Source organism: Streptomyces sp. NPDC055013 (assembly GCF_053608645.1).
Genome location: NZ_JBSGVW010000001.1, coordinates 421,359 through 435,528, shown reverse-complemented (window position 1 = coordinate 435,528; position 14,170 = coordinate 421,359). Strand labels below are relative to the sequence as shown.

Annotated in this window: 11 protein-coding genes; 6 read left to right on the top strand and 5 right to left on the bottom strand. The window is 70.5% G+C overall.

Features of this window, described 5'->3' with window-relative positions; translation table 11 throughout:
- Nucleotide 1 precedes the first annotated feature (1 nt).
- Nucleotides 2-1,288 carry an ABC transporter substrate-binding protein gene (locus ACWGDB_RS01845; RefSeq protein ID WP_453820573.1) on the bottom strand — a complete coding sequence of 429 codons (1,287 nt, stop codon included), beginning with the start codon at nt 1,286-1,288 and terminating at the stop codon, nt 2-4.
- A 76-nt stretch (nt 1,289-1,364) separates the two neighbouring features.
- A complete protein-coding gene (locus ACWGDB_RS01840; protein ID WP_453820572.1) occupies nt 1,365-3,473 on the bottom strand; it encodes a glycoside hydrolase family 27 protein in 2,109 nt (702 codons plus the stop codon).
- Between the two features lie 285 nt (nt 3,474-3,758).
- On the opposite strand from ACWGDB_RS01840, the gene ACWGDB_RS01835 reads away from it, so the two are divergent.
- The 5 genes from ACWGDB_RS01835 (at nt 3,759) to ACWGDB_RS01815 (ending at nt 11,494) form a co-directional block, all read left to right on the top strand.
- Entirely contained in the window at nt 3,759-7,844 is a 4,086-nt protein-coding gene (locus tag ACWGDB_RS01835; RefSeq protein ID WP_453820571.1) for a discoidin domain-containing protein, read from the top strand.
- Nucleotides 7,845-7,983: 139 nt separating this feature from the next.
- Nucleotides 7,984-9,027: an L-glyceraldehyde 3-phosphate reductase gene (gene mgrA, locus ACWGDB_RS01830; RefSeq protein WP_453820570.1), complete on the top strand. Its 1,044-nt coding sequence runs from the start codon at nt 7,984-7,986 to the stop codon at nt 9,025-9,027.
- Nucleotides 9,028-9,176: 149 nt separating this feature from the next.
- Nucleotides 9,177-10,337: a S1 family peptidase gene (locus ACWGDB_RS01825; protein WP_453820569.1), complete on the top strand. Its 1,161-nt coding sequence runs from the start codon at nt 9,177-9,179 to the stop codon at nt 10,335-10,337.
- Between the two features lie 99 nt (nt 10,338-10,436).
- Complete coding sequence (locus ACWGDB_RS01820; protein ID WP_453820568.1) at nt 10,437-10,766, top strand: antibiotic biosynthesis monooxygenase family protein; 330 nt, start codon at nt 10,437-10,439, stop codon at nt 10,764-10,766.
- Between the two features lie 89 nt (nt 10,767-10,855).
- Nucleotides 10,856-11,494: an NUDIX hydrolase gene (locus tag ACWGDB_RS01815; protein WP_453820567.1), complete on the top strand. Its 639-nt coding sequence runs from the start codon at nt 10,856-10,858 to the stop codon at nt 11,492-11,494.
- Here ACWGDB_RS01815 and ACWGDB_RS01810 read toward each other — a convergent pair.
- Complete coding sequence (locus tag ACWGDB_RS01810; RefSeq protein ID WP_453820566.1) at nt 11,427-12,227, bottom strand: DUF817 domain-containing protein; 801 nt, start codon at nt 12,225-12,227, stop codon at nt 11,427-11,429. The genes ACWGDB_RS01815 and ACWGDB_RS01810 overlap by 68 nt on opposite strands.
- A 180-nt stretch (nt 12,228-12,407) precedes the next feature.
- Between ACWGDB_RS01810 and ACWGDB_RS01805 the strand changes: the two genes are divergently transcribed.
- Nucleotides 12,408-13,334 (top strand): GNAT family N-acetyltransferase, encoded by a 927-nt coding sequence (locus tag ACWGDB_RS01805; protein ID WP_453820565.1) that lies wholly within the window; start codon nt 12,408-12,410, stop codon nt 13,332-13,334.
- Nucleotides 13,335-13,342: 8 nt separating this feature from the next.
- Here the strand turns inward: ACWGDB_RS01805 and ACWGDB_RS01800 are convergent, their stop codons facing one another.
- Together ACWGDB_RS01800 and ACWGDB_RS01795 are read right to left on the bottom strand one after the other, a co-directional pair.
- Nucleotides 13,343-13,735: a hypothetical protein gene (locus ACWGDB_RS01800; RefSeq protein ID WP_453820748.1), complete on the bottom strand. Its 393-nt coding sequence runs from the start codon at nt 13,733-13,735 to the stop codon at nt 13,343-13,345.
- A 59-nt stretch (nt 13,736-13,794) separates the two neighbouring features.
- A complete protein-coding gene (locus ACWGDB_RS01795; protein WP_453820564.1) occupies nt 13,795-13,968 on the bottom strand; it encodes a hypothetical protein in 174 nt (57 codons plus the stop codon).
- Nucleotides 13,969-14,170: the final 202 nt, after the last annotated feature.

Below are 14,170 nucleotides of genomic sequence, written 5' to 3'. Positions count from 1 at the left end.
GTCAGGCGTTCCAGATCTTCTCGGCGTCGCGCTGCCAGTCGGTGAGGATGCTCCCGATCTCCTTGGGCTTGGCGAGGAACTTGGTCAGCGCGGTGTCGGCGGTGGGCTGGAGGGCGTCGCTGGAGTCGCGGTTGAAGTACTGGGTGATCTCGGCCGCCTCCTCGATGTGCTTACGGCCCTTCTTCACCAGCGCGGTGCCGGCGTCGGCGGCGTCGGGATGGCAGGGCAGGGCGGTGCCGGACGATCCCTTGATGTAGATCTCCTGCGCCTCGGCGGTGGCGAGGTAGCCCAGCAGGTCGAGCACCCCGTCGCGGCGGCCGGTGCGGGCGCTGGCGAAGTAGCCGTCGGTGGGGGCCTCTTCGGCCGGCGGGACCTTCGCGTCGATGACCGGGAAGCGGAAGAAGTCGATGTCGTCGAGGGCGTCCTTGGGTGCCGCGTCGGCGAAGAAGGTGCCGATCAGCATCATGCCGCTACGGCCGTTCAGCAGGGCGGTCGTGGCGTCCTGGAAGGCACCCGCGGTGCCGTTCGGGTCGAAGTACGGCAGCACTTCCTGCCAGCGGTCGAAGACCTTGCGGACCTCGGGGTCGTCGAACCGGTGCTGTCCGGCGAGCAGGTGGCGGTGGTATTCGGCGCCGTTGATGCGGATGTCGAGGTAGTCGAACCAGGCGGAGGCCACCCAGGCCGTGTTGCCGCCTGCGCCGAGCCCGATCGGGGCGACGCCCTTGCTCTTGAGCTTGTCGCACAGGTCGAGGAAGTCGTCCCAGGTCTTCGGCTCGCGCACGCCCCACTTGGCGAAGTTGGACTTCCGGTAGAACATGCCCCACCAGTAGTAGGTGGTGGGCACGAAGACCTTCTTGCCGGAGCCGGCGGTGCACAGTGAGTTCAGTGCCTTGGAGTAGCGCCCCAGGTCGGGCGACTGCCAGAGCTCGCCGAGGTCGAGCAGCAGGTCCTTCTTCGCGTAGGCGTCCGCCACCGAGCCCGGGTACCAGGTGTACACGTCCGGGGGGTTGGCGGAGGTCAGGTACGTCGGCAGCTGGGTCCGGAAGGTCTCCGCGGCGACCGTGTTGAGGCTGACGCTCCCGGCGTTCTTCTTGCCGTAGGCGGCGACGATGTCCTCCATCGCCGCCTTGGCCTGCGGTGCGGACAGGTTGGACTGGAGGGTGACCGCGCCCGTGGACGAGGACTTCGAGGAGGAGGTGGACGTGACACAGCCGCTGAGCAGCGAGGCCGTCCCGGCGGCGCCGAGTCCGGCGAGGAAGCGCCGTCGGCTGGGCTGAGGGTTGGTCATGAAGAGCTCCCTGTGGGTCCGCGCGGCGGATCCAGGTTCGCGTGGCGCTTCCACCACGTCAAGATTAATTACTAATTTATTTGAACTGGGTCCGGTGGACGTATCCGTCGACCCCGCGGAACACGGCGTCGACCGCACCGTCCTCCCCCGCGACCGCCCCGAGCGAGCCGTCGAAGGCGGCACTGGGGAACTCCTCCCGCTTCGACCAGCCCTGCCATGCCGCACCGTCGTGGCGGCGCTGCCAGAGCGTGTAGTCACCGGCCCGCGCGTACAGCACCACGGCGTCGCCCACGGCGACGAGCGTCGGACTGCCGCTCACGGTCCCGCCGAGCGAGGCCCACTCCGACCACTCCCCCGAGGCGTCCCGCACCCGTGTCCACACGTCGTCCGCCGAGGTCCGCACGGCGACATGGACCCGCCCCCGCGCGTCGACCGCGGCGGAGGGCCTGCCGTACGTCGGCCGGTCGCCCGGCGCACCGAGCGACGACCATCCGGAGGACGGCCCGCGCTGCACGATCCGCCCGTCCGCCCCGCGGGCGACGAGCGTCCAGTTCGTGGGGTCGGCGAACGCGACCGACGGCGCGTCGGTCACCCGTCCGCCCAGGCTCTGCCAGCCGCCCCACCGTCCGTCGGCGAACACCCGCCGGTACACACGGGGGTCGGCGCCGCGCGCGAACACGTCGATCCGGCCGCCGGAGGACGCGTAGGCGGCGGGCTGGCCGAGGATCCCGCCCCTGGCCGGGCCCCCGAGGTCCCTCGTACGCGGTGTGCCGCCGCCGTTCGTCGACGCCGAGTGCTGCACGAGGTTCCCGCGCGGTCCGCGGTAGAAGGTGGTCAGCGTGTCGCCGTCGCGCACCAGGGCCGGGCTCGCGGTCGCCTTCTCGCCCAGGCTCCTGCCGGGCAGGGCGTCCTCCCCGGTCAGCTTCAGGAACGCGGTGCCATGGGCGGGGACCTCGACGGTGTACGACCCGGTGTGCGTGCCGCGATCGGCGCGCGCCCTCAGGTCGCGTACCTTGACCGCGCCGCCCAGCGTCGCGTCGGCGAAGGTCACGGTGCGCCGGACCGGCCGGTCGGAGCGGTTGAGGAGAACGACCGCGCGGCGGCCCTGCCCCGAGAGGACCTTGCTGTAGACGTCGCCGACGGAGTCGGTGGCCACGCGGACGCCCTGGACGGCGAGCGGGTCCTGGTTCACGGCGATGATCTCGGGGTTGCGCAAGGTCTTGATCATCGACTCGGACAGGGTGCGCGGGTCGGAGCCGAGGACGAGCGGCGAGGCCATTTCGGCCCACATCACGAACTGGGTGGTGGACTCCTCCTGCGTCAGCTCGTACGACCCGTCGGTCATGCGGCGCATCGGGATGAGGTAGTCGGGGTCGTTGTAGTGGCCGGGCCCCTGAGCCTCGGGGTGCCAGGCGTTGGCGTCCATGTTGCGCAGGACGTTGGGCCACTGGCCCGGGCTGGGCGTACCCCAGGCGATGTCGGTCCCGGTGCGCCAGGAGTCCGCGATGGTCGGGGCGTAGGCGTAGGTGTTGTGCGCGTCCTGCTCGGGCGTGTGCGGCAGGCCCCAGTCGTCGGTGAGCGGGTTGCACAGGTTGAGCAGCATCCTGCGGCCGGACTTGGCGACGGCGTCGCTGAACTCCTTGAACGCGGGCCCGGGATCGAGCTTCGCGCCGATTCCGCACAGGAAGTCGACCTTGATCGCGTCGACCTTCCAGTCGGCGAACTGCCGTGCGTCCTGGTCGTAGTGGCCGCGGCTGCCGAGCCCGCAGGTCTTACCGCCGTCGTAGGCGCCGGCGTCGGTGTAGATGCCGGCCTTCAGACCGCGCTTGTGGAGGTAGGAGACCAGGGCGGGGATGCCGGACGGGAAGCGCTCGGGGTGGGCCGTCAACCGCCCCTGCGCGTCACGGGGGTTGTCGGCCTGCCAGCCGCCGTCCAGCCACACGATGTCGTAGCCGCTGTCGCGCAGCCCGCTGCTGACGAGCTTGTCGGCGACGGCCCGGACCTCCTTCTCGGTGGGCGCGCCGAGCCCGTAGTAGGTGTTCCAGCCCATGTACGGCGTGGGGGCGAGACCGCTGTCGTAGTAGTCGGGCGCGCCCTGGTCCACGGTGGTGTGCGCGGTGGCGGTGGGGGCCGCCGAGGCGGTCAGGACCACGGAGATCGCGGTCGCGAGAGCGAGTGAAGTCACGTGCCTCTCCCGGAGGTTGGGAAGCAGGAGGAGGTGTGACGCGGGCCGCGCCGGAGGCCGGGGCCGTCGGCGTCACGGCGATGACTGTGGCGCGCGGCCGGAACCCTGTCAATATTAATTACTAATTTAAAGAAACAAGGATCCGGCCCTGTCGGAAGTCTTGACGGGCCCACACCCACGGTGCAGGGTTTGGCAACGTTGTCAGCGATCCTCCGACAACGTTGTCACAATCATGCTTCCAGGTCGCCTCCTTCACCGGACATCCCTGATCGGAGCCCTCGCCCCATGCCGGATCAGCCTTCTGCGCCGTCCCGCCGTGCCGTACTCACCGCCGGGTCCACCCTTCTCGCGGGCTTCGCGATCGGCATGAGCCTGCCGCCCGGCGCCGCCGCGGCCGGAACCGGCCACCCGCGCCAGGCTCCCACCCGCGGCGAACTCGCCGCCTACCGGCCGGTGTCGGTCTCCTCCACGGACTACGCCCCCACGCCGGCCGAGTTCGCGGTGGACGGCCTCGACGGCACAGGGGTGCGCGGGACGGGCTGGCGTGCCGCGGGCGGTGACCCGCAGTGGATCTGCGTCGACCTCCAGGCGCTGTGCGAGGTGGAGTCGCTGCGGCTCACCTTCGAGGCGACCGTGGACGATCCGCCGTACGTCGACGCACCCGGGGGCAATCCGCGGGACAACACCACGGGGCAGGAGATCCTGTCCAGCTGCGCGGTCGGCTTCGTGATCGAGACCTCGCGCGACCGGCAGTCGTGGACGTCCGTGTACCGCACCGAATCCGGGCGGGGCGGCGTCGTGGAGCTCGCACTGCCACGGCCCGTCAGCGCGCGGTGGCTGCGCATGACCGTCCACAAGCGCTCCAACGCCAACCCTCTGGGCCTCAACGGCCTCCAGGTGTACGGCACTTGCGGTGAACGTCGCCCGGATGTCACCGGCTGGACGGACTGGGGCGTCCGGCACCGCACGCCGCCGGCGCTGAAGGTCGCCGCGGACGGCACCGTACCGCTGGAGTCCGGCTGGGACCTGACGATGGACGACTGGGCCGGCGGGGAGGGCACCGACCTGTCCGAGTCGTCGGTGGACACCAGCCGCTGGCTGCCGGCCACCGTGCCCGGCACCGTGCTGTCCTCCCTCGTGGACCAGGGACACCTGCCCGACCCGGTCACGGGGCTCAACAACCTACGCGTGCCGGAGGCCCTCTCCCGCCACGCCTGGTGGTACAGACGTGAGTTCCGCCTGCCCAAGCAACTGCGCACCGGCACCGGGCGCCGCATCTGGCTGGAGTTCGACGGCGTCAACCACGAGGCCGAGGTCTGGCTCGACGGCAGCCGCGTCGGCACCGTCACGTTCCCCTTCGCGCGCGCCGCCTTCGACGTCACGAAGTTGCTGACCGACGGCGGTGATCACGCCCTGGCGGTGCGGATCAAGCCGATGCCGTATCCGGGCAGCCCCGGCGACAAGGGCCCGGCCGGTCTGGCGTTCGTGGACGCCGGGGCGAACATGATGAACCGCAACTCGCCGACGTATCTGGCCGCTTCGGGCTGGGACTGGATGCCGGCGGTCCGCGACCGGGCCGCCGGCATCTGGAACCACGTCCGGCTCCGCTCGACGGGCGCGGCCGTCATCGGCGACCCGCGCGTGGACACCCGGCTGCCCGAGCTGCCCGACACCGCAGCCGAGCTGACCGTCGTGGTGCCGGTGCGCAACGCGGACCCCGTCGCCCGGAGCGTCACCGTCTCCGCCGCCTTCGACGACGTACGGCTGACCCGGACCGTCACGGTTCCCGCGGGCGAGACGGCCGACGTCACCTTCAGCCCGGCCGATCACCCGCAACTGCGCATCCGCAAGCCGAAGTTGTGGTGGCCCAATGGCTACGGCGAGCCCGCCCTGCACCGGCTGACGCTCACCGCCTCGGTCGCGGGCGAGGTCAGCGACCGGCGCACGACCCGGTTCGGCATCCGCCAGTTCGGCTACGAGTACGACGTCCCGCTCACCTTCCAGTCGGGCGGCGACGCCTACGCGCAGACCGTCGGCCTCGCCCGGCAGAAGGCCCGTCACGTGCGGATCCTGTGCCATACCCGGGCCACCGAGTGGGGCTCGTCGATGTGGAACCTGTCGGTCGTCGACAGCACGTCACCCGGCACCGACCTGGCCCTGCACAGGCCGGCCACGTCGTCCTCCGTCGACGACCCCGCCAACCGGCCCGGCAACGTCACGGACGGCGATCCGAAGACGCGCTGGTCCTCGGAGTTCGAGGACGAGCAGTGGATCGAGGTCGACCTCGGCGCGGCGGTGTCGTTCGACCGCGTGGTCGTCACGTGGGAGCAGGCGTACGCGAAGACGTACACCGTCCAGGTCTCCGACGACGGCGAGAACTGGCGGGAGGCCTCGGCCGTCGACAACACCGCCGCTCCGCTCCCCTTCCGCACCGGGGGCCCGGCCGCGCTTCAGAACGTGGAGTTCGAGGCGCGGACCGCGCGCCACGTCCGGGTGCTGTGCCACAGCCGGGCGACGAGCTGGGGCGCGTCGATGTGGAGCCTGTCGGTCGTGGACAGCTCCTCCCCCGGCACCGACCTGGCGCTGCGCAGGACGGCCACCGCGTCCTCGGAGGAGGGCTCCGGGAGTGCGGCCGCCAACGCCGTGGACGGTGATGCCCACACGCGGTGGTCATCGGCGTACGAGGACGAGCAGTCGATCCAGGTCGACCTCGGCGCGAGGGTGTCGTTCGACCGCGTGGTCATCCTGTGGGAGCAGGCGTACGCGAAGACGTACACCGTCCAGGTCTCCGACGACGGCGAGGACTGGACGGACGTGAAGTCCGTCGACAACTCCACCGTGCCGCTCAAGATCAGCGTCAACGGTGTCCGGGTGTTCTGCCGGGGCGGGAACTGGGGCTGGGACGAGCTGCTGCGGCGTATGCCCGCCGAGCGGATGGACGCGGCCGTGCGCATGCACCGGGACATGAACTTCACCATGATCCGGAACTGGCTGGGGAGCAGCAACCGCGAGGAGTTCTATGCCAGTTGCGACGAACACGGCCTGCTGGTATGGAACGACTTCCCCAACGCCTGGGCCATGGACCCGCCGGACCACGAGGCCTTCCTGAGCCTGGCGCAGGACACCGTGCGCCGCTACCGCAGCCACCCCAGCATCGTCGTGTGGTGCGGCGCCAACGAGGGCAACCCTCCCGGGCCTGTCGACGACGGCATGCGCGCCGCGGTCCGCGCCGAGGCGCCCGATCTGCTGTACCAGAACAACTCCGCCGGCGGCATCGTCTCCGGCGGCGGCCCCTACGGCTGGGTCGAACCGCAGCGCTACTTTGCCGCGACCACCTACGGCAGCGGCGGTTTCGGCTTCCACACCGAGATCGGCATGCCGGTACTGCCGACGGCGCAGACCATGCGCCGGCTCATGGGCGACGAGCCGGAGTGGCCGGTCAAGGGCGCCTGGTACCACCACGACTGGAGCACCCGCGGGAATCAGGCACCGCAGAACTACCGGGCGGCCATCGAGACCAGGCTCGGCGAGGCGAAGGACCTCGACGACTTCTGCCGCAAGGCGCAGTTCGTCAACTACGAGAACTTCCGGGCCATGTTCGAGGCGTGGAACGCCCGGCTGTGGGACGACGCGAGCGGGCTGATGCTGTGGATGTCCCATCCCGCCTGGTACAGCACGGTGTGGCAGACGTACGACTACGACTTCGACGTCAACGGTGCCTACTACGGCGTGCGCAAGGCGAGCGAGGCCGTGCATGTGCAGGCCGATCCGGTGAGCGGGGAGGTGATCGCGGTCAACCACACTCCGCGCCGCATCTCGGGCGCGACGCTCTCCGCGCGCCGCTACGACCTCTCCGGCCGTCGCCTCGGCGCCGTGCAGCGCGCGACCGTGGACGTCGCCGCCTCGTCGACCGCGCCGGCGTTCACCGAGGACCGGCCGGACGACCTGCCCGGCCTCCATCTGCTGCGGCTGCGCCTGGTGGACACGCGCGGGGAACTGCTGGCCGAGAACACCTACTGGCGGTACCGCGAGGCCGCCGACATGGGCGCCCTGAACCAGGTCGGCCGGACCAGGGTCTCGGTGGAGATCATCGATGCGGACCGCTCGGGCGACCGCCAAGGCCTCACCGTCCGCCTGCGCAACCGCGGCACGACGGTCGCGGCGATGGTGCGCGTCTCGCTGCTCGACGCCGAGTCCGGACACCGGGTCCTGCCCACGCTGTACGGCGACAACTACCTCTGGCTGCTCCCCGGCGAGTCCCGCGCGGTCAGGCTGTCCTGGCCGGCCACTTCCCTCACCTCCGGCAGGCCGGCCGTTCGGCTGGAGGGCTACAACGTGCCGACGACGACCGTGGGCCGGGCGCGCACGTGAGGCTGCCACGTCATTCAGAAACGGCATCGCTGAATCCGATGAAAAGGATGCGTTGGACGTCAGAATCAGGCAGGAGCACAGTGAACACGTCCTCACCTGGACCGAACCACCCCGACTGCACCCCTGCGGAGAACACTCGATGAACCACGTCGCGGATCCCGAGCGCTACGACGGCACCATGCGATACCGGCGCACCGGACGCTCAGGACTCGACCTTCCCGTGCTGTCGCTGGGGTACTGGCACAACTTCGGTGACGACCGGCCCTTCGAGGCCCAGCGCGAGATCGCCCTGCGAGCCTTCGACCTCGGCATCACGCACCACGACCTCGCCAACAACTACGGCCCGCCCTACGGCGCCGCGGAGATCAACTTCGGCCGGCTGATGAAGCAGGACCTGGCGCCGTACCGGGACGAGCTCGTGGTCTCCACCAAGGCCGGCTGGGACATGTGGCCCGGTCCGTACGGCCAGGGCGGCGGCTCGCGCAAGTACGTGCTCGCCTCGCTCGACCAGTCCCTGCGGCGGACGGGCCTGGACTACGTCGACATCTTCTACTCCCACCGGCTCGACGCGAGCACGCCGCTGGAGGAGACGATGGGGGCGCTCGACACGGCCGTCCGCCAGGGCAAGGCCCTGTACGTCGGCATCTCCTCCTACGACGCCGAGCGCTCCCGGCAGGCGGCCGCCATCCTCCGGGAGCTGGGCACCCCGCTGCTCATCCACCAGCCGTCGTACAGCATGCTCAACCGCTGGATCGAGAACGAGGGCCTGCTGGAGGCCGCCGGGCAGGAGGGCTTCGGCGTCATCGGCTTCACCGCGCTCGCCCAGGGACTGCTGACCGGGCGCTACCTCGACGGCGTCCCCGCCGACTCGCGCGCCACGCAGGGCAAGTCGTTCGACGAGACGTGGCTGTCGCAGGACATGCTGGGCAGGCTGCGCGCGCTCAACGACATCGCGGCCCGCCGCGGCCAGAGCCTCGCCCAGATGGCGCTCGCCTGGGCCCTGCGCGACCCCCGTGTGACCTCGCTGGTCATCGGCGCCTCGCGCACCGAGCAGCTGGAACAGAACGTGGCCGCGCTGGAGAACCTCGACTTCGGCGACGAGGAACTGGCCGAGATCGACAAGTACGCCACCGACGGCGGCGTCGACCTGTGGCAGGACGCGCGGACCGGAAATCTCGGCTGAGTTCCGGGCCGCCCGCCCTCCACTCGCCCCCGTCGCTGGTATGGACCTGATGCGTCGTCAGGGCTAAGCTCTGCCCGACCCGGAATGAGAGCGCTCTCAGATTGCGGTTGTTCCACCCCACCTTGTTGGAACGACGAAGGGCAACTCCCTTGAGACGCATCAGACTCACGTACGCCGGCCTCGCAGCGCTCCTGGTCCTCGGCAGCTGGACCGCGGGCGGAACCGCGCAGGCCACGGCGGACGACTCCGCCACCGTGGCGGACGCCGAACCGGCCTCCCCCGGACTGCTGCAGGCGATGCAGCGCGACCTCGGCCTGTCGAAGGAGCGGGCCGAGGCGCGCCTGGCCGCGGAACGCACCGCCATGGACGTCGCACCGATGGCACGCAAAGCCGCCGGGTCCGCCTACGGCGGCTCGTGGTTCGACGCGAAGAGCGAGCGGCTCGCCGTGGCCGTCACGTCGGACGCAGCGCCCGCGACCCTGCGGAAGGTCCGCGCCACCGGCGTGACGGTGCGCACCGTCACGCACAGCGCGCGCGATCTCGACGCGGCCAAGGCACGCATCGACCGTCTCCCCACACCCTCCGGCGTGAGCAGTTGGCACGTCGATCCGGCGGCCAACACGGTCGTCGTGAACGTCGTCCGCGACAAACGGTCGGACAACGATGTCCGCGGCTTCGTCTCCCGCGCCCTCGCGGCCGGACCCGTCACCGTCGAGACCGTCGCCGCGGCCCCGCAGACGTTCGCGGCGGGAACGGTCGGCGGCGATCCCTACTACACCGGCAACGTCCGCTGCTCCATAGGCTTCTCGGTGCATGGCGGCTTCGTCACGGCCGGGCACTGCGGTGGGCAGGGAGCGGGTGTCCGGGGCTGGGACGGCAGCCACATCGGAACGTTCCAGGGCTCCTCGTTCCCGGGCAACGACTACGCCTGGGTGAGCGTCGGCAGCGGCTGGTGGACCGTGCCGGTGGTCCTCGGCTGGGGTACGGTCCCGGACCGGCTCGTGCGCGGCTCGGCCGAGGCGCCCGTCGGGTCGTCCATATGCCGCTCCGGCTCCACGACGCGCTGGCACTGCGGCGCCGTGCTGGCCAAGAACGAGACCGTCAACTACAGCCAGGGCGCGGTGCACCAGATGACGAAGACCAGCGTCTGCGCCGAGGGCGGCGACTCCGGGGGCTCCTTCATCAGCGGTGACCAGGCCCAAGGGGTCACGTCGGGCGGCTGGGGCAACTGCTCCGGCGGCGGGGAGACCTGGTTCCAGCCGGTGAACGAGATACTCGGCCGGTACGGGCTGACCCTGCACACGGCCTGACGCGCCTGAGCTGATGCGCCGGAGCTGATTCGTGGTGCCACACCTGTGAAGCACGAGCCGCCGCGCGTCCGCAGGCGGCCGTGCGGCAGGATGAGGACCATGAGCGTAGTCAAGATCAACGTACTGACCGTGCCCGCCGAGCAGCGCGAGACGCTGGAGAAGCGCTTCGCCTCCCGTGCCCACGCCGTGGAGAACTCGGACGGGTTCGAGTGGTTCGAGCTGCTCCGGCCGGTCGAGGGCACCGACACCTACCTCGTGTACACGCGCTGGCGCGACGAGGGGTCCTTCCAGGCCTGGATGGAGGGCCCCATGAAGTCGGCCCACCAGGGCGGCGGCCAGGAAGGCGCCGAGCGCCCGAAGCCGGCGGCCAGCGGGTCCACGCTGTGGTCCTTCGAGGTCGTGCAGCAGGCCGGGCCGAAGGGCGAGTGACGACGAGCGGTCGGCGGTGAGCGGCGGGGGCTGGAGCAAGCCCCCGCCGTGCTCGGCTCCGGTCGCGTGCGGGATGCCAGAATGCGCGCATGGTGTCCTCGCGCAGTCTCCCCGCTTCCTCCGACGGGCGCCTTCGGGCCCGGTTGGTCGACCTGGTCGACGGCATCGAGCCCTGGGACGACCTTGAGCGGGACCACCTGCGCCTGGCCGGTGAGTGGCTCGCCGGCGGCGCACCGGTCTACCGGACGCGTAAGCCTGATGTCCCGGACACTCACCTCGTGAGCTACTTCGTCGTGCTGGACGCCGAGTGCGGCGAACTGCTGCTGGTCGCGCACCGCAAAGCCGGCCTGTGGCTGCCCCCGGGCGGGCATGTGGAGCCGGGTGAGGACCCGTGGGCGGCGGTTGAACGCGAGTGCCGGGAGGAGCTGGGCATCCCGGCACTGGCCTCGGACATCACCGGCGAGCACCCCCTCTTCCTCACCGTCACCCGAACCCGTGGTCAGGGGGAACACACCGACGTCTCGCTCTGGTACGTCATCACCGCGGACGCGCGAACCCTCACCTCCTACGACGAGGAGGAGTTCACGGCGGTACGGTGGCTGACTCCCGAGCAGGTGCTCGCCGAGCCGCTCGACTCCATGGACCCCCACATGCATCGCTTCACTCGCAAGCTGATGCACGTCGGCGGTGCGACCGGGTCACTGCCGCGAGGACGAACGTCACGCTGATCAGCAGGGCCCAGGCACCGAACTTCTCCACTCCCACGGGCTGCCAGCCGTCGAGTTGGTAGGGGTAGCGCCAGGCGCCCACGTAGGTGGCGAGGTTCTCCGCGACCCACAGGAAGAAGCCGATCAGGACGAAGGACAGCGCCAGGGGCATCCGGCGGCGGGTGGTGCGCACCGTGTAGCAGACCGAGGTGCCCGCGGTCACGGCCAGGAGCAGTGCGGCGAGGAGCCAGCGGACGTCGGGGAGCCAGTGGTGGCTGAAGAAGTTGACGTAGATGGCCGCGGCGACCACGGCCGTCGCCCGCGGGCGGTACCGGACCAGCTCCAGGTCGAACAGGTGCCAGGCACGGCAGACGTAGCTGCCGACAGCGGCGTAGAGGAAGCCTCCGTACAGCGGGACGCCCGCGAATTTCAGTACGGCGGGCTCCGGATAGCTCCACGAGCCGAGGGACACCTTCACCAACTCGAAGGCCAGGCCGATGACGTGGCAGACCGCGATGACCGCGACGTCCCGCGCATTCTCCCAGCCCCGCAGCCAGAACAGCAGCGTCAGCAGCACCCCGTAGACGACGAGCAGGTCGTAGCGGGCCACGGGAAGGCCGGGCAGCAGGGCGGAGGCGGCCACGCCGGACATCAGGGCGATGGCGAAGGCGCAGGACCGTGTCTGTATCCAGGCGAAATCGAGCAGCTGGCGCAACGACGCCGTCAGGGTGCCGGCGATACTTGTGGTGACCATGATCCCAAAGACGAGCTCGCGGCGCCCTCGGTTGCGTGGAGGACGGTGCCCGAGAAGTCTCAGGATCCGTGTGGCCTCGTGTTTCCCTGGAGTTCCGAGCACGGGTCGAGGCCGGGGGTGCCCTCTCCCGGTCACCGAAAATCCGTTGCGGCCGCCCTCCCCTCCCCCGACCCTTGGCCCATGCCCTACGCCCTTCGTCCGGCCGGCCTGACCGACGCGCCGGCCATCACCGAACTCCTCAACGAAGTCGACCGCATCGAGATCGGCCGGCCCGAGACCGACCTGCACACCGTCGAGGCCGACCTGAAGCACCCCGAGGTCGCGCTGGACCGCGATTCGTGGCTGGCCTTCGACGGCGACCGGCTGGTGGCGTACGGCCTGTTGTGGGACGAGTCGGCCGGTGAGCGCGTCGACGTCGACCACTACGTGCTGCCCGACCACCAGCGGGCGGGCGAACTGATCCTGGACGCGCTGCAGGCCCGAGCCCTGGAGAAGGCCCGCGAGAACGGTGCGGCCAGGGCGGTGGTGCATCTGCACCTCAACACCGTTCCCACGCTCGACACGGAACTGATCGAGCGACGGGGCTGGCACGTCGTACGGCGCTATCACGTGCTGCAGCGGCCCGTGGACGGCGCCGCGGACCTCGTACCGGAACTCCCGAACGGCATACGCCTGCGGCCGTGCGCCGAGGAGGCGGACCGTGCGCGTGTCCACGCGCTGTACCAGTCGAGCTTCGCCGAGCACTTCGACTTCCAGCCGCGGAGCTACGACCAGTGGCTGCACGACGTCGACGCCGATGTGCTCGACTGGTCCCTGGTGTGGATCGTCGGCACCGACGAGTCGGGGGACGCCGGATTCCTCATCGCCCGCGACGACCGTGAGGCGATGGGCTGGATCCGGAGCATCGGCGTGCTGAACGAGGCACGCGGCTCCGGTCTCGGCGGTCTGCTGCTGCGGCACGCGTTCGCCGCGTTCGCGGCGCGAGGGCGTGACACGGTGGGGCTGGGCGTGGACACCGCCAACCCCACGGGGGCGCCCGCGCTGTACGCCCGGCACGGCATGGCCGTTCACTACGCCGTCGACACCTGGGAGACGGTGCTCAGCTGACGTGGGCCTCAACCTGGCCGGAGCCCCTCGGCGCGCCGGCTCTCGAGGCGCAGGGCCGCGCCCGTGACCACCGCGCCGATCCCCTCCCACAGGCCCACGCCCAGGAAACCGGCGGGAGCACGGCCACTGACCACCGCCAGCGTGAACACCGTGCAGGTCAGCAGGCGGAAGGGGACCGTCCAGCGGAAGAACGCCTTCCAGTCGGAGAGCGCGGCCAGGACGTAGTAGACGCCCATGTTGAGCGCCGCCATCGAGGAAGCGGTCAGAAAGACCAGAGTGTGGTCTCCTTCCGCACGCCGGGAGCCCGCGTCGGGGGCGAAGCCCATGACGGCGAGCAGGGCGTCCGGGGCGACGAGCCCCACCGCACCCATGACGGCGGCGAGGACGCCGAACACCGCCATGGTCCAGCCGGACAGGGAGCGGGGCAGGCGTCGCACGCGGTCCTCCATGGGTGACGGGGTCAGCGGCCTCTCGCGCCCGGCTGGGCGCTGCTTCTACGGGTGTTGTTGTACAGGCGCAGCAGGTGTTTGGCGACTGCGCACGGTATCGAGTCGGCGTAGCACTGCCGGCAGGTCCGCATGTGGTGGTCGTAGTCGGCACGTGCCTGCTGCAGGGCATCGGTCTGAGACGACATCGAGGTCCTCGGAGTTGACGACGGAAGGGGGGTTGGTGGCGGAGCGGGTGTCGCGGTGACTGCGAGGTCCACCTGAGGACAAAGTTGATCATGTTACTTGTGGTACGGGAAAGTCGTGTTTCGTGTGCGACCGCACGCTCCGGCGCGGGTCCCCGAACGCCCCCAATGAGCCCCCCACCGACCGGAAAACGCTTGGACTTCG

What these genes read in the sequence shown, in the direction of transcription:
- ACWGDB_RS01815 (WP_453820567.1), top strand. Translation starts at nt 10,856, where the DNA reads ATGGTGTCCTCGCGCAGTCTCCCCGCTTCCTCCGACGGGCGCCTTCGG.
- ACWGDB_RS01800 (WP_453820748.1), bottom strand. Translation starts at nt 13,735, where the DNA reads ATGGCGGTGTTCGGCGTCCTCGCCGCCGTCATGGGTGCGGTGGGGCTC.
- ACWGDB_RS01810 (WP_453820566.1), bottom strand. Translation starts at nt 12,227, where the DNA reads ATGGTCACCACAAGTATCGCCGGCACCCTGACGGCGTCGTTGCGCCAG.
- ACWGDB_RS01795 (WP_453820564.1), bottom strand. Translation starts at nt 13,968, where the DNA reads ATGTCGTCTCAGACCGATGCCCTGCAGCAGGCACGTGCCGACTACGAC.
- mgrA (WP_453820570.1), top strand. Translation starts at nt 7,984, where the DNA reads ATGAACCACGTCGCGGATCCCGAGCGCTACGACGGCACCATGCGATAC.
- ACWGDB_RS01805 (WP_453820565.1), top strand. Translation starts at nt 12,408, where the DNA reads ATGCCCTACGCCCTTCGTCCGGCCGGCCTGACCGACGCGCCGGCCATC.
- ACWGDB_RS01820 (WP_453820568.1), top strand. Translation starts at nt 10,437, where the DNA reads ATGAGCGTAGTCAAGATCAACGTACTGACCGTGCCCGCCGAGCAGCGC.
- ACWGDB_RS01835 (WP_453820571.1), top strand. Translation starts at nt 3,759, where the DNA reads ATGCCGGATCAGCCTTCTGCGCCGTCCCGCCGTGCCGTACTCACCGCC.
- ACWGDB_RS01845 (WP_453820573.1), bottom strand. Translation starts at nt 1,288, where the DNA reads ATGACCAACCCTCAGCCCAGCCGACGGCGCTTCCTCGCCGGACTCGGC.